General features: G+C 53.6%; 17 protein-coding genes and 3 pseudogenes. 9 read left to right on the forward strand and 11 right to left on the reverse strand.

From position 1 onward, the window contains the following. Positions 1-124: 124 nt before the first annotated feature. Positions 125-286 carry a hypothetical protein gene (locus K3T82_RS39170; RefSeq protein WP_220198935.1) on the forward strand — a complete coding sequence of 54 codons (162 nt, stop codon included), beginning with the start codon at positions 125-127 and terminating at the stop codon, positions 284-286. Between the two features lie 181 nt (positions 287-467). Further along, on the forward strand, positions 468-1,343 hold the full coding sequence (locus tag K3T82_RS39175) for a LysR family transcriptional regulator (protein WP_220198936.1): 876 nt from the start codon (positions 468-470) through the stop codon (positions 1,341-1,343). Between the two features lie 535 nt (positions 1,344-1,878). Here K3T82_RS39175 and K3T82_RS48490 read toward each other — a convergent pair. The 5 genes from K3T82_RS48490 to K3T82_RS39200 form a co-directional block, all read right to left on the reverse strand. Then, the gene (locus K3T82_RS48490; RefSeq protein ID WP_307811334.1) at positions 1,879-2,013 is read right to left on the reverse strand and encodes a hypothetical protein; all 135 of its coding nucleotides are present in this window, start codon (positions 2,011-2,013) and stop codon (positions 1,879-1,881) included. 31 nt (positions 2,014-2,044) lie between these two features. Beyond that, positions 2,045-2,518: a hypothetical protein gene (locus tag K3T82_RS39185; protein WP_220198937.1), complete on the reverse strand. Its 474-nt coding sequence runs from the start codon at positions 2,516-2,518 to the stop codon at positions 2,045-2,047. 114 nt (positions 2,519-2,632) lie between these two features. Beyond that, on the reverse strand, positions 2,633-3,652 hold the full coding sequence (locus K3T82_RS39190) for an RNA polymerase sigma-70 factor (protein WP_220198938.1): 1,020 nt from the start codon (positions 3,650-3,652) through the stop codon (positions 2,633-2,635). An 86-nt stretch (positions 3,653-3,738) separates the two neighbouring features. Continuing rightward, complete coding sequence (locus K3T82_RS39195) at positions 3,739-5,070, reverse strand: phytoene desaturase family protein (RefSeq protein ID WP_220198939.1); 1,332 nt, start codon at positions 5,068-5,070, stop codon at positions 3,739-3,741. A 245-nt stretch (positions 5,071-5,315) separates the two neighbouring features. Then, positions 5,316-6,227, reverse strand: a complete 912-nt coding sequence (locus tag K3T82_RS39200; protein WP_220193845.1) for an IS982 family transposase — start codon at positions 6,225-6,227, stop codon at positions 5,316-5,318. A 544-nt stretch (positions 6,228-6,771) separates the two neighbouring features. Here K3T82_RS39200 and K3T82_RS39205 point away from each other — a divergent pair. Beyond that, positions 6,772-8,005 (forward strand): annotated as a pseudogene (locus tag K3T82_RS39205) (IS110 family RNA-guided transposase). A 108-nt stretch (positions 8,006-8,113) separates the two neighbouring features. Here the strand turns inward: K3T82_RS39205 and K3T82_RS39210 are convergent. Next, a complete protein-coding gene (locus K3T82_RS39210; RefSeq protein ID WP_220198940.1) occupies positions 8,114-11,293 on the reverse strand; it encodes a winged helix-turn-helix domain-containing protein in 3,180 nt (1,059 codons plus the stop codon). A 291-nt stretch (positions 11,294-11,584) separates the two neighbouring features. Between K3T82_RS39210 and K3T82_RS39215 the strand changes: the two genes are divergently transcribed. The 3 genes from K3T82_RS39215 to K3T82_RS39225 all read left to right on the forward strand — a co-directional run bounded on the left by K3T82_RS39215 (position 11,585) and on the right by K3T82_RS39225 (position 14,689). After that, positions 11,585-13,225, forward strand: a complete 1,641-nt coding sequence (locus K3T82_RS39215) for an FAD-dependent monooxygenase (RefSeq protein WP_220198941.1) — start codon at positions 11,585-11,587, stop codon at positions 13,223-13,225. A gap of 76 nt (positions 13,226-13,301) precedes the next feature. Beyond that, positions 13,302-13,790 (forward strand): MarR family winged helix-turn-helix transcriptional regulator, encoded by a 489-nt coding sequence (locus tag K3T82_RS39220; RefSeq protein ID WP_220198942.1) that lies wholly within the window; start codon positions 13,302-13,304, stop codon positions 13,788-13,790. Next, positions 13,787-14,689 carry an alpha/beta fold hydrolase gene (locus K3T82_RS39225; protein ID WP_220198943.1) on the forward strand — a complete coding sequence of 301 codons (903 nt, stop codon included), beginning with the start codon at positions 13,787-13,789 and terminating at the stop codon, positions 14,687-14,689. The genes K3T82_RS39220 and K3T82_RS39225 overlap by 4 nt, the downstream gene beginning before the upstream one ends. A 36-nt stretch (positions 14,690-14,725) precedes the next feature. On the opposite strand, the gene K3T82_RS39230 is transcribed toward K3T82_RS39225, so the two are convergent. The 3 genes from K3T82_RS39230 to K3T82_RS39240 are packed head-to-tail and all read right to left on the reverse strand — an operon-like array spanning position 14,726 to position 16,073. Then, positions 14,726-15,397 (reverse strand): RNA-guided endonuclease InsQ/TnpB family protein, encoded by a 672-nt coding sequence (locus K3T82_RS39230; protein ID WP_220198944.1) that lies wholly within the window; start codon positions 15,395-15,397, stop codon positions 14,726-14,728. Continuing rightward, positions 15,378-15,905, reverse strand: coding sequence for a UvrD-helicase domain-containing protein (locus K3T82_RS39235; protein WP_220198945.1), 528 nt, complete (start codon positions 15,903-15,905; stop codon positions 15,378-15,380). Before K3T82_RS39235 ends, K3T82_RS39230 begins: the two co-directional genes overlap by 20 nt. Before the next feature lie 30 nt (positions 15,906-15,935). Next, positions 15,936-16,073 carry a hypothetical protein gene (locus K3T82_RS39240; RefSeq protein WP_220198946.1) on the reverse strand — a complete coding sequence of 46 codons (138 nt, stop codon included), beginning with the start codon at positions 16,071-16,073 and terminating at the stop codon, positions 15,936-15,938. 322 nt (positions 16,074-16,395) lie between these two features. Between K3T82_RS39240 and K3T82_RS39245 the strand changes: the two genes are divergently transcribed. Then, positions 16,396-16,629 (forward strand): hypothetical protein, encoded by a 234-nt coding sequence (locus K3T82_RS39245; protein ID WP_220198947.1) that lies wholly within the window; start codon positions 16,396-16,398, stop codon positions 16,627-16,629. A gap of 231 nt (positions 16,630-16,860) precedes the next feature. On the opposite strand, the gene K3T82_RS39250 is transcribed toward K3T82_RS39245, so the two are convergent. Continuing rightward, a complete protein-coding gene (locus K3T82_RS39250) occupies positions 16,861-17,709 on the reverse strand; it encodes a nucleotidyltransferase domain-containing protein (RefSeq protein ID WP_220198948.1) in 849 nt (282 codons plus the stop codon). Positions 17,710-17,904: 195 nt separating this feature from the next. After that, positions 17,905-18,195: pseudogene (locus tag K3T82_RS39255) on the reverse strand (transposase); the annotation flags it as partial. A 20-nt stretch (positions 18,196-18,215) separates the two neighbouring features. Between K3T82_RS39255 and K3T82_RS39260 the strand changes: the two are divergent. Both K3T82_RS39260 and K3T82_RS39270 read left to right on the forward strand, forming a co-directional pair. Beyond that, positions 18,216-19,082 (forward strand): annotated as a pseudogene (locus K3T82_RS39260) (IS3 family transposase); the annotation flags it as partial. Between the two features lie 1,855 nt (positions 19,083-20,937). After that, a protein-coding gene (locus K3T82_RS39270) for an IS5 family transposase (protein ID WP_236031787.1) occupies positions 20,938-21,761 on the forward strand; the annotation gives its coding sequence in 2 pieces (ribosomal slippage) (positions 20,938-21,253 and positions 21,253-21,761; 825 coding nt in all). Positions 21,762-21,834 lie beyond the last annotated feature (73 nt).

Below are 21,834 nucleotides of genomic sequence, written 5' to 3' on the forward strand. Positions count from 1 at the left end.
TCTGGCACTAGCAAGGCGCGTTGTCAGCCGTTCTTTATGCTGACGATATGTCCGCTCCTCTGTCTCTTATGGAGAGGTAAAGGAGCATGCGTGGGGTAAAGCGAACCCAGAAGATTGGCACCATATGATGCCAATCTTCTGGGTTCGCACCGTCGATCAAACCCAACAGGACCAACCCAGCATTATTGACCAGAATATCCACGCGGCCGATGATCCCATTAGCCTGAGCGCCTCATCCGTGATATCGGCGAGCATGGACACAACTTTGTCCCTTGATTGCGAATAGGTGTAGCCAGCGCATTCAAGCGATCCATTTTTCTATACGTCTCTTCTAGAGAAAAACTCTGCTCAATAGAAGCTCTTGACGCTGTGGTTTCATTGTAGTCTGCTTTGCTTATGCGATACAATACATATCTATCCATTTGTTCATGGTCTGTAGGCCATAAGAGGAGGAAAGGTTAACGTGAATGGATCTGCTCCAACTTCGCTATTTTCAGACCGTTGCCCGGACCCAGCACATGACGCGGGCAGCGCAGGAACTCTATATTTCACAGTCCTCGTTGAGTAAGACCATTATCCATCTCGAACACGAGCTGGGCGTCTCGCTGTTCGATCGCCAGGGACGCAGAATCCAACTCAACCAGTATGGCAAAGCGTTTCTTCGGCGGGTGGAGCAGGTATTTACCGCATTGAATGAAGGGCAACGCGAATTGGCTGATCTGGCAGCAGGAAAGCTGGGGCAGGTGGCGATTGCGTCTATGAGCGAGTATCTCCTCCCGGGCCTCCTCCAGTGCTTTCGTGATAGTCATCCAGGCTTCATCATTCGCCTTTTTAGCAATCCTCGTCAGGTAATAATCGCTCAACTTGAACGCGGAGAGATTGATCTCTGCTTCGTTGACCGTCCAATCGAACAGCCAGGGATAGAGCAAGCGTCATTAATGATGGAGGAAATTGTGCTTGCGGTCCCTCCGGGGCATCGGCTGGCGGACCGCGAGACAGTCCGTTTGAGCGAAGTTGCGCAAGAGCCTTTTTTAGCACTCAAGCAGGAATATAGCCTGCGCACACTCACTGATACTTTTTGCCAACAGGCCGGTTTTACTCCGAAGGTCGTGTTTGAGGGAGACGAACCTACGGCGTTGTTGCACCTTGTCAATTCTGGACTGGGCATTGCCTTTATTCCCGCTCTCATCTGGAAAAGTATACCGGAGATAGGAGCCGCCGTCCATATCAAAGAGCCACGCTGTCAACGAGAATTGCTCCTGCTCTGGTCGAAAGAGCGATATCTCTCTGTTGCTGCACGCGAATTTCGTGACTTTATTATCACGTATTTTGCAAATCAATGAAATAGTGACTTCTCAGAAGCTTTCGTCTTTGAGGATAGAATCCGCTGGCAAGGATCAGTCAAGTACCTAACAGCAGGGCCTATCTCTGACGCCACCGGACGAGATCAGACAAGTGGGATGGAGGGAGAAGTCGTCTCAGAACTTGCGAATCTGCCAGAAAACATGGTGCAAGTTTACACACCACCCATGGATACCGAAGACCAGACGTTCTCCAAACAATCTAGACCGATAGCCAGTCACAATGCTGGGATGGACCAAATATACCCTGCTAAATCGCCCAAATGCGCGTTTTCTGGAGTCGTTCCCATTGACCTCAAGTACTTTCTGGATAGCGGCATTGGGTGTGTAGAATGCCCCGATTGTATATGTACTTGCACGCTCACACCGCAAAGGGGAGTCTTAACATAAAACGAGAGAGACTGTTCTTCATCACTCAAGGCAGTAAGAATGGCCTCTCTCATATTTAGGAATCCGCTATGCAAAGAACTGCTCCACTGTCACAGGTAGACCAGGCAACACCTGAGAAGGTCGCACATCATCGGCAGTAAAAAAACTGAGGGCGATAGAAATCACGATCCAACACCAACATCTCTACAATATGAGCATCAAGGGTCACAATCCAATATTCAGGACTACCAGTTGCCGCATATGCATCCAATTTCTCATGCAAATCATGACGTGCCGTACTTGGAGAAGCTATCTCAATTGAAATGCATAAAAATCATGCAGGAAATAATCAGCACAAAACCCAGTGACTCCCAGAAGCGAATCATTTTTAGGCGGGAGACGGCTCGTGTGTGAACCTGTCCTGCCTCATCCCATAGCTCCCCTATCATCTTGCGGCGGGTCTCCGAGACGACTGCCAGCACAATGGTGAGGAGCAAGGAAAACATCCAAGCAAGGCCATAGGGCTCTATGAGCCGCTCCCAAGACTGGATACGTCCGAAGAATGTTCCCAGGAGGATGCCAGCCAGAATCAACGTCGCTCCCGCAACAGCACCAACGCGGTTCGTTATGGCTGGCACCTTGATGGAAAGGGTACGCCCCACATCGGCAGAGCCTTTGATTAACAGGGGATAGACGATATACAGGAGCGAAATCTTATCACCAAGCCAGATTATACCAGCACTTATATGCACATATCTCAATATCACAAGTATCAGCATGATATTCATAACGTTCTTCTTTGCTATTTCCACTACACAATTCAGGCGAATAGCCTATCAGTGTTTTTCTGGCGAAAAAGGAGGGCGCGCGCTCACTACATATGAGCGCTTCATACATTAGCCCTAGCGCCCACAAATGATGATGCCAGTGTCGTCGACATCGCGGGCAGGAATGTGTTGCAATTTCTCTGGGTTGAGGACGATATCGATTTCCTGGACCTCATTGTCCGCGCACGTCAATCCGATGGCAAAAGCCGCTTCTCCCTTCGCGAGGGGGCGTTGATGCCACGCGTCTGGGTGCTTACTATTTTCTTTCCTTTCTCGCTGCTGGCGTCGTTGGAACTGTGGGTCCAGACCTTCCTCCAGGTAGCCAATCATACCTGGTTGACCATTGATGAGTGTTGGTTGGATTGCTACCTTCATCATAGGGAACACTATTTGCTGAATCCCAAGCAGATAGCGAGCCACGCGATCTGGCCCGTACAAAGGATGATGTGCCGCGCGGACTTTGCCTCCGCCATCGGTGTGAAGCACGATCTCGTTTGAGAGTACCTGTAGTAGCCCTTCCATATCACCGTTCCTGCACGCCTGGAAAAACTGCGTAAACACTTGCTGAGGCTTCGCATGAGGTACGGACATGTGAATGGGGTGCGTAGGCAGATGCCGCCGCGCTCGATGCATGATCTGGCGGCAGTTTTCCGCACTTTTCCCCACGATGTCCGCAATCTCTGTGTAATCGTAATCGAACATCTGGCGCAAGAGAAAGACCGCCCGCTCAATAGGAGACAGGCGTTCCAGCAGCAGGAGAAACGCGAGGGAGAGTGTTTCATTGCGCTCCGAGTATTCGAATGGATCGGTGGTTTCGATCAATGGTTCGGGGAGCCAGAGACCAACATAGGACTCGCGCTGCGCTTGCGCGGAGCGTAGCCGATCAATACATCTGCGTGTGACCAGCGTGCAGAGATAGGCTTTGGGATTTTCCACAGGTTCTTCCTGTTCTGAGACATACCATTGCAAGAAGGCTTCCTGCACGCAGTCTTCAGCGTCCATCACGCTGCCCAGCATATGGTAGGCGATAGAAAAGAGTAACGATTTATAGTTCTGGAACGTCGCTTCCTGTTGTGTGGGTGATCTTTTCATCATGAAATGTTTCTGTTGCAGGTATGCATTCTTGCTGAAAGATCGCCACGAGCGCGCATACCCGCAACAGAAACGTTGCCCCTTTCCGTTTAGCCTCTGCTATCCGACGAGCTGGGCAGGGAGGCGCTCTGCCTGTCGCTGAACTTCGCTATCATCAGCATGGTAGCACTCCTGGAGCTGGCAAAACAAGCGTCGGCCTTTTCCCCTTCTGGGCCAACCCAATCGCCTGCCACATACAAATCGGGGAGCCCTGGAACCTCTGGGCCGGGACGCCCGGGAAGACCACCATATCTCGCCTGGACAATCGCATTGGAGGCGATCATATGCGGCAAGAAGGACTGCTCGACAACTTCAGCACGCCAGCCAGGTTGTAAGAGATCCATCAGCCCTTCCAGCTCTTGTCTGCTCGCATCTGGCTCCTCCGTTTCGCCGGGTCGCAGATAGTTCATGAGATGAAGCAGGGCGCTCCCCTCCGGCGCGAGATGTGCCGAGGCGGAGTGCACTGCATAGTAGAGCGGACGGTCAATGCACAGGGCGGCGAGGTTCTCTGCTCTCTTGAGGGAGCGCAGAGCGATATCCAGGCAGGCCACACGAGCTGGGATTGCCTGCGCGGCCCAACGGCTCAACGTTTCATGCGTCCCATTGGCAACCAGAGCAGAGGCCGTTTCTGGATCAGTGGCGAGCAATACCGCGCTTGCTTCGTAGGGTGTATCATCCGCCAGACGCACGCGATACCCTTCCCCAGCAATCTCAATTGCCTTGACACGTGAATGCGTGATGAGGCGTGCCCCCGCCTCCTGCGCTTTTTGTCGGAGATTATCCACCAGCGTTTGCCAGCCACCATCCAGATAGATGACCTGCCTGCTCAGCAGAGAAAGAGCCAGGCCAGCAGAGAGCAGTTCAGGCGCATCGGTATAGGTTGAGATGCGCGCTCTGGCGAGCAGAAGCTGACGGACCTGTAGATGCTGGACTTTCTCTTCAAGCCATTCCTGCAGGCTTTTTCCCTGGAGTTCCTCTACGTTCAGATGTTTGAGAAGACCAAACACGCGCATCAATTCTGCCTCGGCGGCGGGGGTCAAGAAACCAGTCCCCAAGAGAGAGGCTGCTCCGGTTGGCAAAGGATGGAGCTTCCCATCCGCAATGATGGAAGACCCGGAGGGCTGTGGCAGCGAACCGCTATAGGAGACGCCAAGTTCATTCAGCACCTGTTCCCCTGGTCCATGCAGGCGAAACGCATGTGCTCCCTGATTGAAAAAGAAGCCGTTCTGCTCGCGAGTTCTCGCACGCCCGCCAGGCGTGCTGGCCTTCTCAAAAAGCAGCACGGTGTAACCAGCTCGCGCTAAATAGGCGGCGGCTGAGAGGCCCGAGAGGCCTCCGCCAACAATGATCACCGGGAATTGTATATCTGGATGTGTCGTCATCACTCTATCCTTTTCTTGTTGTGTTATCTTTCTCTCGCGGCTAGCTGCGTATTTCATTCGAAATGTATTGAGAGTGGTAGAGAACCCAGGCTCCCATCCTCATGCGAGTTCTAAGGCACTCTCTTGCTTCACCCCCCTATACACGAGTCGAAACAGTCGATCTATTTGTGACACAAAATATGCGTATCCCTGATGGTCGAGGGCTATCATATGTGTTTAAAACATATACGCTTTGTGCTAATGGTTTAGACAGCCAGATCAGCTAATTGGAGGGCAGGCCTCCCTAAAAGGACGTTGACCATCATCGCAGCACTCTGTGCAGTGACCTTCGTTGCAATCCGGGTGATCAGCCCCCAGAGGCTTTTGGCAGAGTGTCTGGAGAGATGCATTTGTTCTTGTAACTGAGCATTGACGGTTTCACAGATCAAGCGTAACCGGTTGAGCTGCTTTTGGTCAGCCTCTGCCCGTTTTGCCGTCTGGTTGTTTTTTGCAGGAGACAACAAAACAAGGGAACGATGCTGTTCAAGATACCTCTCAAGAGCGGCATCATTGTAGGCTCCATCTCCCAACAATCGCTGGAGGTGATGAGGAAACGAGTCCAGCACATCGACGACTGGCTGATTATCGTAGAGGCTGGCTTTGGTGAGCACAAAGCCGAGAATGAGACCAGTGAGGCTCACGACGGTATGCAATTTGAAGCCAAAGTACTTCATGGCTTTGCTGCTACAAATCCCATAATCGGCATGACCAACAAAATCGCTTGCTCGTTTGCTGCGTTTGTAGCTCACGCAGGGAACAGGAGCTGAGTCAATGGCAGCCGTCTCTTCCAACAAGAGGCCCTCTTGCACCAGTTGCAAGCTTGAACGGATGGCGAGAATCACTGACCAGAGCGCACGCTTGCGACGATTGTAGCGGCTACGTTCGTTGAGTCCAGGAAAGAAGACTCGCAGCGTTGCTTGATACAGTCGGAAGAAGTGGTCCTCTCGTGGTTCGCCAATGAGTTCCTGATAGAGCGCGATGGTCACCAACTCGCTATCGGAGAGATGTGGCGCTCTTCCAGGCCGCTGTAAGGCTTCTTGGATCACGGTTGACCCTTTCATTGTATCGTCAACTATGGTAAAAAGGGTGGTGAGAACTGTTGCTTTGTCAAGCATCATAGGTACGCTCCTTGGTTGTTTTTGCTTACAAACCAAAGCGTACTACAGTTCTCTTTCTTTTTCAGCCTTTAGCACAAAGCGTATATGATATATGAGGGTGTTGCCAGCGCACGACCTGTATTCTCTCAGCCTGGCAGCAACGCGAAGCGCCCCTCTTGCGGGATTATGTCTGACCCGTGGATGACATAGCGATAACGTATGGTGAGCGAGAAAAGAACAATAAGCGGAGAAAAGTGATGAAAGGATACCATGTGCGAGAGGAGTAGAGATAGCGCTATGTGCTAAAAAGAGGCATGCTCCTTCGGAGCACCACCGCGGATGAACCAAGGTATACTTGGAAGGAAGGGTCCCAACGCGCAGGACGAAGTTCACGCTTGTTAAGCCTTGAGCTTGGCTAAAAAGATGTTCCTGGGTATCGAAATGCACCACCGCATGTCGCTCCTTGAGAGGAAGCACGAAGAGGAAAGTATCATCTGTGCAGATACCCCATTGGTGACCTTTCACCCACCAACGTCTCTCTGTTTCACCAAGGAGGGTGGTTGCCATGCATGTGCTTTACCAATGTTGTTGCGGTCTTGATGTTCACAAGCGCTTCGTGGTTGCGTGTCTGATCTGGTATACCGAGGATGGCAAGCAGCACAAAGAGCTTCAACGCTTCTCCACGCTCACCCCTGATCTCCTCCGCTTGGTTGATTGGCTCCAAGCTGCCCACTGCACGCATGTGGCCCTCGAGTCCACGGGGGTCTATTGGAAGCCAATTTTCAACCTGATGGAGGGGCTCTTCGAGATCGTGTTGGTCAATGCCCAGCACATGCGCGGCAGTCCCTGGTCGCAAAACCGACACCAAAGATGCCCAATGGATTGCTGATTTGTTGCAACATGGCCTCCTCAAAGCCTCCTTCATTCCACCTCAACCCCAGCGCGACTTGCGCGATCTGACCCGCTATCGCAGCAATCTCAAGCAAGAGCGAACGCGTCATGTGAACCGTATCCACAAATTGCTGGAGGAAACCAACATCAAGTTGAGTTCCATCTTCGCGGACATGTTGTGCAAAACAGGACGTGACATTCTGCATGCCCTGGCCGCCGGGGAGATCAGGCCGGAAGTGTTAGCAGATCTGGCGTTGCGACGAGCGCCCCACAAACGGGATGCCTTGGTTCCTGCCTTGCAAGGCTGCATGCGAGCCCATCACTGCTTCTTGTTGGGGGAACTCCTCATGATGGTCGAGCACCTTGAGCGCAGTATCGCACGGCTGGATCGGGAAATCGAAGAGCGCCTTGCCCCTCAGAAGGAGACGATGGAACGACTCGATGCGATCACTGGGGTCAGTCAACGCGTGTTGGAAACGCTCTTTGCCGAGATCGGATGGGACCTGGGGACCTTCCCAGATGCGGCTCATCTCGCCTCTTGGGTGGGCATCTGCCCTGGGCAGCATGAAAGTGGAGGCAAGCGGATGAGTGGACGGACGCGCAAAGGGAATCGACATGCCAAAACCATCCTGGTGCAAGCAGGTCACGCTGCCGGAAAGACCAAAACGTACCTGGGAGCTCAATTTCGGCGGATGAGCAAGGGACGAGGACGCAAACATGCGGCAGTGGCGGTGGGACACAGTATTCTGCTGATCTACTACCAGATGCTCACTACGGGGCAGCCCTATGAAGAGAAAGGGGAAGACTACTTTACCCAACGAGACCAACACGAGAAACAACGGCGATTGGTCAAGCAGCTAGAGCGGCTTGGGTACCACGTTGACCTGACACCGCAACACGTCGCCTAGCTTCTTCTCTCGCTCTCCTCGCACCTGATGCCGGCACAGGGGGACTTTTTTTGCCTTGGGCGCAGCTGGTTCAGAGGAAGGAGTGCTGGCCTGGCCTCTTTGGACTGGCTAGAGAAGATCAAGCTGGCGCGCTCGTTCACATGCCTCGAAACGACTATTGATGTGCATTTTCTGATAGATATTCTTGAGATGGGTTTTTACGGTATTGATTGTAATCACCAGCATCTCCGCTATCTCCTTTCTGGAGTATCCCTCGGCCAGCAGACGAAGCACCTGAAGTTCCTGTAGCGAGAGATCTTCGGTCAGCAGAGCGCGAGAAGGCGCGGCAGGGCGGCTCGATCTTTCCTGGGCGGCAAACAGCTTCAACAGGTGCTGGAGATAGTTCTGGAGGTGCTTCTCGCGGATACGAGAGACGAAGGGACGCAGCAGTGAAAGCAGAGCTTCGCCTTCGTCGAGGAAGAGCCGTGCATATCCCTCTGGAACTGCTAGACTGATGACGTGACGCAAGAGCGATCTTGTGCTCGACACGTCTTTGAGCCGGTGATAGGCCAGGCTCCTCAGCAAATCTATCTCCAGCAAGCACCGGAGCTGTCCAGAGTCCCTGGTTTCCTTTTCCCAGGGGGCGAGCAACGTCAGCGTCTCCAGGGCGTTACCCTGCGCGAGCAGCCAGCGCGCCTTCAGTAACGCTTCCTGGAGGCGATACAGCTGGGGAAGATGCTCTTCTGGCTCCGGGGAGGGCGGAAGCCAGCGCGAAAGTTCGGTCAGGGGATCGAGAGCCTGGCGCAGGCGTGCCTGCATCATCTGGATCGTTCGAGAAAGATGAGGCGAACGCGCTGGATACGCACGGGCAAGCAGCGTCGAAAGCCTCTCCTGCGCCTGGCAGACCTCTCCACGGGCGTGGGAGATCCGCACCAGCAGAAGCGTCGTCCGCACCTCAAGCGGCTCATCCGCCAGTTGTCTTGCCAGGTCAAGCGCTTTTCGTGCCTCCTCTTCGGCGCGCTCCAGATCATTCCACTCATAGGAGAGTTCCGCCAGACCTGTGAGCGCTTTGCCTAGATCAGAGAGGTCCTCGTCTGCCAGCTCTACTACCTGCCTGAAAAACGTGGCTGCTTGCCGCAATTCGCCTGCCGCGCCGCATACCTCGCCCAGAGAGAGGAGCGCGACCCGTTTCCCGGGCTGATTATTGGTCGTCGCGCAAAGGGAGAGGATCTCCTGGTAGTATGCTCTCGCCGTGGCAACCTGCCCCGCCTGCCGTGCAGCCTCTCCCATCACACCCAGACAGACGGTACGCCATACGGACCGCTCGTCGGAAAGGCAGGTCAACGCCTGCCTCGCGAGATTCTCGGCTTCGCTGACACATTCCTGCCGTGCAGCCAGGAGCGCGCGAAAAGCGGAAACCTCACCCAGCTTGAAGATCTGCCCGGCCCCTCTCCATTCCCGCTCCGCTCCATCCAGAAAGGTCTGGACACGATCCCTGGTCGTCGGCGCGAGATGGTCAGAGGCAGAGAGGAAAGTGAGCGCACACGCATTGATGAAGCTCAAGACCGGATGTGCCAGCACCAGCGTTTCAGGGAGTTGCTGCAACCAGGTCTGCATCCTAGACAGATCATGACGCTCGGTGTAGTGCTGCTCTTGTCCCACATAGCGTTCAAGAAGCGCGACTGCCTGCGGATAGGTACGTGCCTGCAAGGTGACTTCGATCGCTTCCGACAGGAGGCCGTGCTGCTCGTACCAGGCTGCTGCTCGCATCAAGCACAAGATCTGGGCATCTTGCGTCAGGCGTTTCAGTGCCTCAGCTTGCATCGCTTCAGCGAACAGCGCGTGATAGCGATACCATTGCCCATCGTCCCCAATCGTCTGGAGAAAAAGGTCTGCGTGTTCGATCGCTGCCAGGATGGCCTGACTGTCGTTTCGCCCTGTAACAGCATCGCAGAGGGAAGCGGTCAGGCGTTTGAGAAAACTCGTTTGCAGGAGAAACGTTTGGAGTGATTCCGATTGGGCATCGAGCACCTGTTTGACGAAGTAATCGAGCACATAGGCATGGCTGCCTTTGAAGGGGGGTGGGAAGTCGGCGGACTGCTGTTCTGAGTGATCTTTCTGCATGATCAGCGCCAGCAATCGCAGCCCGGTAATCCATCCCTCCAGATACTTGTCCAGATGAGTGATCATCGAACGCTCTAGCGGAACAGGCAGCGCCTGTTGCAGAAAGCGCTGGGACTCCTCTTGAGTAAAGCACAGATCACTGGCATGGAGTTCCACGAGCTCGTCGCGCGCGCGCAGGCTCATCAGCGGGAACGGCGGCTCAACCCGGGTGACCACCATGATATGAAAGGTTGAGGGCAGGTTGGTGAGCAAGAACGCCATTGTCTCATGGATGATCTGAGCCGTAATGACCTGGTAATCCTCCAGGATCAGGATGCCAGGCTTTCGCTTCTGCGTGAGTTCGTTCAGAAAGAGGGTCAATGCCTTCTTCAATGGCGGGAAAGAGAAGGGCGGCGTCTCTTCTGGCGAGAGATGTGCGAGCGCAGAGCGTCCAATATCGTCCTGCCATGCCCGACAGGCCGTCAAGAGATAGCGCCAGAAACGGAGGGAATGGTTGTCGTCCACATCCAGGGAAAGCCAGGCAACGGGGGGAAAGTCGTTGCGTGAACGCCGTTCACTCAGCCAGTGGCTCACCAGCGTCGTTTTCCCGAAGCCTGCTGGGGCGGTGATCAGCATCAGCTTATGATCCAGGCTCGCATCGAGCTGGCTAAGCAGGCGTTCACGCGCAACAAACGAGGAGGGCAAGCGCGGCGGACACAATTTCGGTGCCAGCAGCAGGTCTTCTTCGCCCCATCCATCCTCGGCAGGGACGCGACGGTCTCGATCAAGGACACATTCCTCTCTCTGCGCCAGTTCGCTTGCTTGAGCGCGTCTCTGTGATGGTTCTCCGATCGCGAGCTGTGTTGTGCTGATCTTGCGGACCTCTTTTTCCAGGGCACAGGCGGCGGCCTCCAGGCGGGCCATCGATAGCGCACCGCTTTTACCGAGATACGTTTTCACCATCTGTCTGCCCTGGCGGCGATAGCCGTACCAATAGCCATCCTGACCACGGCTGCGGCACTCTTTTTGCAGAGACAAAGAACCGCTCCTGCCCCGGAAGGAGAACGCGTGGCGTGCGCTCAGCCAGGCGAACCACGCGTCGGTGTCACCTTGGAGCAATGGATGTTCCTGGTCGCCCCGGTCACAGAGATCGTAGTGATCATCTTCTGGAGACCAGAGCAGGAGATAGGTGCTCGCTTTTGGCATACACGGTCTCCTCCGTTCGCTGTTTCGATGATACCCAACAGTCTCCCTTTTGCGTGATTGTATCTGCTCGCCAGAGAATATGCAAGTGATACCCAATGTCGAATCAAGCTCAAACTCCGCAAGGGAATCAACGAGAGCAGAGCGAGAACCACCCCTAAGGGTGAGCAGACTTTCTCCTTCTCTCCTGTATATTCTTAGGTGTCGGTCACATCTCGTATCCTGAACGAAAGGGTCAGGGACCAGAAAAACCATCGTGATCACCGTCTTCCAAACAGATACGAAGGAGTCAACATGAATACAGGAATATCGCAGACAACCATTGATGAAACGACGCCAGTGCTCATTGTGGGAGGCAGCCTGGTCGGTCTCTCGATGGCACTGTTTCTCCGCTGGCGAGGCATTCCATCCCTGGTGGTTGAGCGCCATCCAGCACCAGCACGTCTCCCGCGAGCACGAGCCATCAACCCACGCACGATGGAATTGTTCCGCGCGCTTGACCTCGAAGCTCCCATCCGTGCCGCCCGCTCGCCCCTCGACGACGATGGCCAGAGCCTGCGCGTCGAATCGCTGGCCGGGCACGAGATCGAACAGCTTTTCGAGGGCGCGCCAGAGGATCTGAATACAGCCTCACCCACCTCCTGGTGCCATATTGACCAGGACCAGTTGGAAACCATCTTGCTGACCCACTTGCAGACGATGGGAGTTGATGTCCGTTTCAACACCGAACTTGTCTCGTTTGAGCAGAATGAGCAGGGCGTCACCGCTCTGCTTCGTGAGCGAACGAGCAGCGATACGCGGCAGGTACGGGCAAGCTATCTGGTGGGTGCGGATGGCAACCATAGCACAGTTCGCCGGACCCTCGGCATCGCAAGGCAGGGACCCGGTGTGATTGCCCACATCCCCAACATCATCTTTGAGGCCGATCTGAGTGCGGTTCTGCGTGGGCGACGAGTTACGCTCTGCTACATCGATAATCCTCAGTTGCCTGATGGACAGGGCTTTCTAATGCCCATCGACAATCAGCGGCGCTGGATGTTTACCTCCGCTCTGCATCCCGAGCGCGGAGAACGCCGTGAGGATCTGACCGATGAGCGCTGTATTGAGCAGATTCGCGTCGCTGTTGGCGTGTCCGATCTCGATGTCAAGATTCTGCCTGCCTACCCCTGGGATACTGTCAAAGTGGGGCTGTGGGAACTGACCGCCCTCTGGGCTGAGCAGTACCAGCGGGATCGCGTCTTCCTGGCCGGTGACTCGGCACACACAATCCTGCCTACCGGCGCGATGGGGGCCAGCACCGGTATCCAGGATGCGTTCAATCTCGCCTGGAAGATGGCCCTGGTCCTGGGTGGACAAGCTGCTCCTTCTCTGCTCGCCTCCTACCAAGAGGAGCGACTCCCAGTTGGCAAGTTGATGGTGGAGCAAACGATGCAGCGCTTCCTCTATCGCACCCACAGTGGTTCCAGTTCTCTGATCGATGATGCCTCGCTGATCTTCGGCTACCGCTACCAGCGTGGAGCAATGGTGGCAGAATTGGACTCGGCTGGAGCTTCCCTGACACAGCATCCCAGGACACTCTCCGGAGAGCCAGGAACGCGTGCTCCCCATATGGTGCTTGAGCGCGCCGGAGAGCGTCTCTCGACGATAGATCTGTTCGGACGAAACTTTGTGTTGCTGGCAGGCTCGGAGGGCTTTCCCTGGATCACTGCCGCGCGCATCGTGGCTGAGCGCCTGGGCATGCCATTGGATGCCTGGCAGATCAGCCCCACTGGGCTACGCGATGTCGAAGAACGCTGGTATGCAGCCTATGGTGTGAGCACCACCGGAATGGCTCTGGTGCGCCCCGATGGATTCGTCGCATGGCGTTCCCCAGCACACAAGACACAACCCGAGCAGGCCCTGGAGGATGTCCTGACCCGCATACTTGGAAAGTAAAGAAAAATACAGGAGCACCATCTTGACAGTACGGTGTCATCTCGACAGTAAGCTGTCAAGATGGTATACTACTGCTATGGAATCAACAGGAAAACCAAACGACCCTCTCGGCAGGTTCGCGTTAAGCATTTTTTGGATCAACGGGTTGCTTCTGCGCAACGGCGATAGACTGACACGATCCATCGGCCAAAGCAGCGCCAGATGGCAAGTGCTTGGTCGAGTCGGCTATCAGCCGCAGACGGTGGCGCAGATCGCGCGGGATATGGGCCATGCTCGTCAGAGCGTGCAGCGTGTTGCAGACGTTTTGGCAAAAGAAGGTCTGGTTGTCTACCAGGATAACCCAGCAAACCGGCGTTCACCGTTGCTTGAGCTGACGCCGCACGGAGCAGACATTCTCAGGACGATCTCTTCGCTCAATGAAGAATGGACGCGACATATTATGACCAAACTCAACCCGGAGCAATTAGACACAGTAGCTGGCGCACTGGAGGAGATTGCGCACATCATGGAGGCTGATGAACAACAGACCAGCCAACAAGAGACGAGAAAAGAGGAACGACTATGAATGACCCATACGTTATTGGGCTAGACAGTAAGGATCCGGCAAACGTTGTACTCGGCGCAGCGTTTCAGTCCGACACTGTACAGTTACGTGATGCGTCAGTACAGTATGTATCGGGTGGTAGCGGTCCGCCGATTATTTTTTTGCACGGATTTTCGGAAGACTGGTACGAGTTCAGCAAGGTGATGTGCTTGCTTGCTGACCGATACACCGTTCTTGCAGTTGACTTACGGGGCATAGGAAAGTCCAAAGCGACGCGAGCAGACTATGATGCAGAGACACAGGCTCATGATATTCACGAGCTGGCCAGCCAGCTTGCTCTTAAAAATCCCTACATTGTTGGCCATGATATGGGCGCCATGATCGCGTATGCATATGCTCGCCTTTACCCATCCGAAACCCGAGGTGTCGCTCTATTGGACGGCCCGCTCCCCGGTACTGCCAGCACCGACCTCATGGTCAAGATGCCATTTCTCTGGCACTTCACCTTTCACCGTCTCCCCAAACTTCCCGAACGGCTTATTGGTGGTCGTGAGTACACCTACTTTAAAAGGGCCTTCTTCCTTCGCTTCGCAAAGGACAAGCAGGCAATGACAGACGCAGACATGCGTCACTATGCGAGCGCCTATACACTTCCCGAACAGCTGCGAGCTGGGCTTGGCTTGTATCGAACCTATCAAAAGAACCGGGTATTCATGAGATCTCACCGCGACGAGCTGGATGTGCCTCTCTTCCTCATCGAGGGTGACTATGGCTCCGGTAAGCCGGGGCCAACGGCCAATGAGCTCACCAAAAAGTTTGGTTGTCGCAATGTGATGGCACAGGTAGCGGCAGGCTGTGGGCATTTTATGGCCACTGAACAGCCACAGGTTATTGCCGATCTCCTCCAAACCCAAGCGTAGTCATTTTGCAATAAGAAGCTTGTCGCGACCTGACGGTCAGGTCATGGGCTCTCTGTTGACGTCGCCCGTGGCTGCCTGAGGGTCTTTCGCTTCCTCGGCTTGCTCATGCACACAGATCGAGACAAACCACCTGCCTGCTTGCTCATGGATGGTGGCACTGCTAATCTTGCTGTTCAAGGGGAAATAACCATGCTCTTTGAGTCGGAGCACCCCCAAACGGGGCAACTGGATGGCATCAGGAGACACTCGAATGCTCCCGGTGAAGCGAGCACCACCGATGGCTTTCTTCCGGCTTTTGTAGCGGGGATAGCCACATGAGCCTTTCCAAGTGCCCGCTTTCTTGAGCCGGCACTTGCGAAAGAAGTGCTTGAAGGCGGCATCCAGATCGCGCAACCCCTCCTGAAAGGTGCATTTGCTGACCTCGCGCATCCAAGGCTGGGAGGGCTTGAGGGCATTGATCTCGCGATGCAGATCGATGGCGGTGGGCGTTTTCTGCCCAGCTTTGTAGGCTTCCTGTTTGCGGCGAAGGCCATAATTGAAGGCCCAGCGAGCGGCCCCGGCATGTTTGCGACAAAGTGTCTGTTGCGCGTTATTGAGATCAAGTTCTCCTCGGTAGCCACGTACCATCTTCTGCTCTTCTTCCTCTGCGATGAATGTAGAACAAATATACCACAAAGTCGCTGCTGTTTCAAGGGAAGGTCTGTCCATGTTTGCCCTTTTTTGTCCGTATTCTTGAATACAAATTATGCCCCTCAAATTCGCGCTTCCTGGCGAACTCTAGAATATTGCGTACAGTAGCCCCACGAAAGCGATAGAGAGCCTGATCTTCATCCCCTACCACAAAGAGATTGTTTTTCCCCGTTGCGCGTGCCAGTGAGAGGAGGATTTGCTCCTGTATATAATTGGTATCCTGATATTCATCAACAAGAATATAGCGTAGATCGTGGGTAATATGTTTGTGTACCTGCTCTTTTTGTAAAAGATCGTATGCGCATTTTTGTAAATGCGCAAAGTCTATGCGATTGGTTTGTGCAAGCAGCGTTTGATAATTTTTATAAGCATGCAAGAGATAGTAGAGAAATTGATCATGCTCCCCATGCCTGCAGGGCTGAGTGGTATACAATTCTAACCGTTCTTGCCTTGCTTGAGCACAATTTGAGATATAAAAGCACAATGGAGGCGGGCTGGTTGTCCGCCTCCATTGCTTGCTGCTCATTCATCATCTGGTTAGTAGTTCGCCAATTGACTACTCTGTCTTCTTTTCCCGGAGCTCCTTTGCCTCCTGACGGAGCTGCGCGGCCTTCGTTGGGTTAGTTTCCCGATTGGCCTTGTAGTCCTTCGCTTGAGCCTTCTGCTCCAGGTCCTTGTTGGGATCCTTCGACATGCGCTGTTCCTCCAACCAATAAGACAACAATGCAGCAACTTCCCTCAGTGCAATACTGTATCTCCTCTCACCTCAGGGCTGGTCTTTTTTCCCAGCCTATAAGCCAGGATAAAACACAATAACGTTCCACTGAGAGCTTTTTACCTCGCGCCTATGGCAGCGGTGGGTAACATATGAGATCAGCGGCGCATAGGCAGCCTGCACAATCTCTTACTCTCTTTCCAGATTATCTGCGATAGGACGCCTCTCTACAATCTCTATAGGTAAAACCTCCCTTGCTCAACCCTTTGTTGCCTATATCAAGGCAATGATATAATAAATATTGCTTTTTATCAGTCTGGTCGTTTCCTACTTAGGAGGCTTAAAGAATCAATCTACCGCAGCCATTGGCGCGAGATGTTTCACACCAGCAATTCGTTCGTCACGTTATATTCCTAATAATGTCTTCTACATACAGGAGCGGATACGCAACCGCGAGAAGAGGCAGTGCGGGAAGCCCAGTGAAGACTTGGATGATGAGGACGACGACTGGGGCGGCGAAGAGGGCGATGACTAGCCCTCGCGTGTTTTTGTAGCTCTAAACCTCTCTTGCCCGGCTAGATATACGGATCTCTGGCTGTAGCGGAGGAACGGGTTCGATTCCCGAGAGATGCCTAAAAGAGCGGGGGCTTTCTTGCTCGGTTCTCGGTAAATTGGCATCTGTGATTTGCTGGAATGAACAACTGACTTCATTGCTTGCTTCATTCATAGCAACGGTCTGGACTTTGCCGCAGTGCTTCTCTGAGGGCTACCTGTTGATGAGTCCCTGTGCACATAAGACTTCATCCAAGCCATTGAGAAGGGTCTGGACATGATCGAGAAGGCTCTGATCACTTTCCCGATGCGCAGTACATGCACAGAGCACAGCCGTGATTTGTGCCTCCAGATCACGTGGGACGTGAACACATGAGGACAACACCCATTCGACCAGACGTTTTTCCCCCGGATGCGGCACTTCGTTGAGGGCAAAGACGATATCGAAGTAACTTGCCAGCAGCGCTGCCACCCGATGGTTTCTGCTCACCAGATCATGACGCAGGACAGCCAACTCAAGTTGATGAAGCAGCGAAGAGCGCGTCCGGCGCAGGATGGGATGATTCTTGGCGATAATGGCATGTTTGAGGGTCACAGGATAGGGTTGTCTCGCCCATGCTTGCAACTTCGTAAACCATTCCTGTCTCTCCCACAATGGTGTCGAAGTCAGGACATTGTGCCAAAAACAAGTCGAATATCCCAGGGAAGCCTGATGATGTACCAGAATGCGTTTGAGTTCCTGTTCCATCCACTGCGGCCTCCGATACATGATGTCAACGCCCAGGCGGGTTCGCACATCAGCCCATTCATCACCAGGTTCCCAAAACGTGTTGCCGATCTCTCCATGATCAGCGAATTGGTGCATGATTATCGTCCGCTCTTCAAGAGAAGGGGGGCTGTCCGCATAGATGTAGAGATCCATGTCCGAACGGCTATCAGCTATCCCACTGGTCCGAGAACCAGCCAGGACCACAGCGAGGGTGGCAGGTAGCGAGCGAAATGCTGTGACAAGAGCATCCGTCAGAGATGAAACACCCGATCTTCCCGCAAGATCATCTCCCATGAACATTTTCCGCCTTCAAGGACATTCTGAGGAACACAATTTACAGATTACAGAAGAAGTATACCAGAGGAGATGCGGCTTTACCAGGAAACGCGTGTCCCAGTGTTCAACATTGAGGGCAAGTGCTCACGTTTGGGATCTGTCTCGCTCTTGGCGATTCAGGCTGCTTGCTACTTGCGACAGAAGCATGGGTTTTCATCTTTGCCCTCTTCGCCACAACGCATGAAGAATGCGCTGACGAAGAAGAGGAAAACTTGTCCTGCCATAGCCCATCCTCTTCACCAACTTCAGTTTGTTCACTTTTCCTTCGATCATCCCATTGCTCTGGGGCAAGGTTAGGCCTGCTTTCGCAGCCTTCTTGTCTTGTTCTACCCCAGCCACAAAGCCCTGCAACTCGCGAATCTGGCTGTCGCGCACCTTCTCAAGCCAGGTGTCGAGCTGTTCCCAGGTGTGCGTGCGAAGCATCTGAGTGAACTGCTGAACCAAGCACTCGCCATCTTTTAGAAACCCGAGCGATGATCTACCAATTCATTGCTGATGAGCAGTCAGAGTATCCAGTCACTCGGCTTTGTGCAACGCTTGGTGTGTCTGTGAGCGGATTTTATGCCTGGCGCCACCGCCCAGAGAGCCAGCATCGTCGAAAAAATGGCGAGTTGAAACAAGCCATTGAGCATGCCTATGCTGCCAGCTGGCAGAGCTATGGGAGCCCGCGTATCTTGGCGGAATTGCAAGCGCAGGGCTATCGCTGTTCGCGCAAGCGCGTCGCTCGTTTGATGCGTGAGCAGGGATTCTCAGCCCGCCACAAGCGTGTCCGAGCCCGCACCACTCGACAAGATCCAACGCATCAGAAAGCTGCCAATGTGCTGGGTCAAGATTTTAAGGCGACAGCTCCCACTCAGAAGTGGGTGACAGACGTGACCGCGATTTGGACCTACGAAGGTTGGTTGTACCTGGCGGGAGTCCTCGATCTGTTCTCTCGCTCGGTTGTGGGGTGGGCTTTGGCAGCAGTTCAAGATGAAGCCCTGGTCCAATGCGCATTGCAAATGGCCTTGCGGCGGCGTCAACCAAAGCCCGGGCTGCTGCACCATTCTGATCGTGGATTACAGTACACCAGCGCAGGCTATCAATGGGCATTGGCTCAAGCAGGCATGATGGTGAGCATGAGCCGGACGGGCAATTGTTACGACAATGCCCCAATGGAATCGTTTTGGAGCACACTCAAGTGGGAATGCATCTCTGGAATCATTTTCCCAACACGTGCCCTCGCCAAACACGCCATTTTTGAGTACATCGAATATTTCTACAATCGTCAACGTCGTCATTCTTCTTTGGGTTACCTGAGTCCTTCTCAGTATGAAGCGTTGATGACCTAGTGCAGCTTCCTGAGACTGGTCTCAGGAAGCTGCACTAGCCACTCATTTGTACTCTCCAAAAAAGTGGATCAAGCTCACCAGACATCAGATGTGGCCTGGTCCTATTTGTCTAAGTTCTGGAGAACGGCGCAGCAAACCTGGATATGAATAGCGTCTTAGCGCATTTGTCACTGACCGATCTGCCGCAGCTCAATGACCTAGTGCCTTTCTGGTGTGACTGGTTGGCGCACCCCTTGCCGTGGGGAGCAAGTCAACAGAGCGTCTGCGTCACCTGATGTTTGTCGTGGGGAGTCGTCACTTTACCAACTGGCAGTTCAGGGTAATCCACTTTTCGCCGAAACGGTCCCAGAAGAGGTCACATCGTTGAAGAGTGTTGTTCTCGTAATGGGTATCACAATGATAAATGCTGTCTGTTTGCTTGCAAAAAGTGGCTAGCACCTTTGCGCCTCTGATTGTGGGGATAGTTGTCAGTCTGGTTGCCTCAGTTGCCTCTGTATCGTAACAAATCATCTTTCCCGATGAGCTATCATAGTCGCAACGCAAAAAGCGTCTGTGTATGTCAGTTGCCTTGCTGTGCGAGACTGCAGGAAGTATGCCGATGGTCTTCTGCTTGTTTGAAGCAGAAGACTGAGTTGCAGAGACAACCAGAAGCAACCAAACAATACATAGGCTCAGGGTAACGTTGCCCACTAAATTTCTCCAGACAAACTTATTCATCAGGCTACCTCCTCATTTTGTGGCGCTCTTCTCTGTTAGGAAGTCTGTTTATTGTAAATGTACGATAGCATCAAAACACGACCAAATAAGAATACTATTATGCTATCATAAATATTTCGCTTATTTTGTCCATTTTCGCTTCTTTAACACTTGATGCAGAACGTATGAAAGTAGGTAAAATTCTTTTTATCTAAAACCTGTTTACCTCCAAAGAGGGTGAGAACTTTTCACTTTTTCTCTTCAAAAACATCTGGATAGTGCATTTCGTTGTGGAATTGTCATGTGGTGTCCACACTACAGAAGGGAGACATCCGATGCCGTGTTCGGGTTAATCGCGTCGTATGTTGGCTATGCCTGATACAACGTCGCGCCTGTATTCACATTTTGATATTGCAGGTTGGTCACATGCAATGCTGAATCATTAGGTGGTATTGTAACTATGCTTGCTGTTGCCAGGCGACATAGAACTGAGAAACTGTATGCAAAGATACCAAGCCGACTCGCAATCTGCGTAGTATTCTAGAAAGGAGGAAGACAAAAGAAAGGGAGCAAGCTGATGGGAAATCGAGTCACCCATGCGGCCACGCATCTGTCCGAGGGCGCAGTGTACGCCCGAATGCAAAGAGAATCGCGTCCTTGGCGGCGAAAGTTATGGGAGATCATTTATCAAGCGTTAACCGCTCCGCGAAAAGCTGAGGACATTGCAAAAACGGTGGGAGTGTCAGTCTCAACCGTCCACCGGGTCATTGCCGCCTACAAGCGGGAGGGAGTGGCGGCCATCGAGACACCTGGGAAAGGTGGACGGCGTCGTCAATACCTTACGTTGGAACAAGAACACGCCTTCCTCCAGCCTTTCGTGGCCTGTGCAGCCCAAGGAGAGAACGTGACCGTGGCCGAGATCCACCACGCCTTTGAGGAGCACGTGGGACACCTGGTCGATGACAGCACGATCTATCGCCTGCTGAACCGACAGGGCTGGAGGCAGCACAGTACCGACGTCAAGACCCATTCCGGTTCCGTCTCATCTCCTGAGACCCCATCTGCTCAAGAAGACAGGATTACAAGGCGAGAGCGGAGGAAACAGCCATTCTCCCCGAAGACGACTTGCGGACGGTCATCCCGATGTTACCCCAGCGACCTGACTGACCGGGAGTGGGCCATCCTGGAACCGTTGATCCCATCAGCCAAAGAGGGTGGGCGCCCGCGAACCACAGACATGCGCGAGGTGCTCAACGCGATCTTCTACGTGGATCGCACGGGATGCCAATGGAGAGCGTTGCCGCATGACTTCCCTGCGTGGTCCACCGTCTGGAGCTATTTCCGCATCTGGCGCAAGGATGGAACGTGGCAACGCATGCATACCACCTTGCGTGAACAGGTCCGGGTCAGGCAGGGTCGTGAGCCAACACCCAGTGCGGCAATCATCGATAGCCAATCGGTGAAAACCAGTCAAAAAGGGGGGTTCGCGGGTATGACGGCGGAAAGAAAGTGAAAGGGCGCAAGCGGCATCTGCTCGTCGATACCCTGGGCCTGATCCTCCATGTGCTGGTGCATGAGGCTGGTCTCCAAGATCATGAGGGTGGGAAGCCCCTCTTGAAGCCGCTCAAAGGCTGCTTTCCTCGGCTCAAGCTGATCTGGGTTGACAGCGCCTACAAGAAAGGGGGCTTCATCGAATGGGTCAAAGAGATGCTCGGCTGGGAGGTGGAGGTGGTTGAGCATCCCTGGAGCGGCCAGCGCGGCACCTGGGCTCCAAAGGATGCGATCATTGAGAAGGAACAGATCCGCCCCAGTGGCTTCCACGTGCTCAAATGGCGATGGATTGTGGAGCGAACGTTTGCCTGGCTCTCCACCTGGCGCAGGCTGGGCAAGGACTATGAAATGCTTCCCAGCAGTGAGGAAGCCTGGATCTATCTCGCCATGATCCGGATCATGCTTAGGCGTTTGGCTCAAAACAGCTCCTAAAGCCTTTTCACACAGCTTCTGATACCAAGTTGCGTTCTAAGTAGAGAATATAAGAGAATAAAAAAAGAATAGC

The sequence above is a fragment of the Ktedonospora formicarum genome (assembly GCF_016587355.1).
GTDB lineage: Bacteria > Chloroflexota > Ktedonobacteria > Ktedonobacterales > Ktedonobacteraceae > Ktedonobacter > Ktedonobacter formicarum.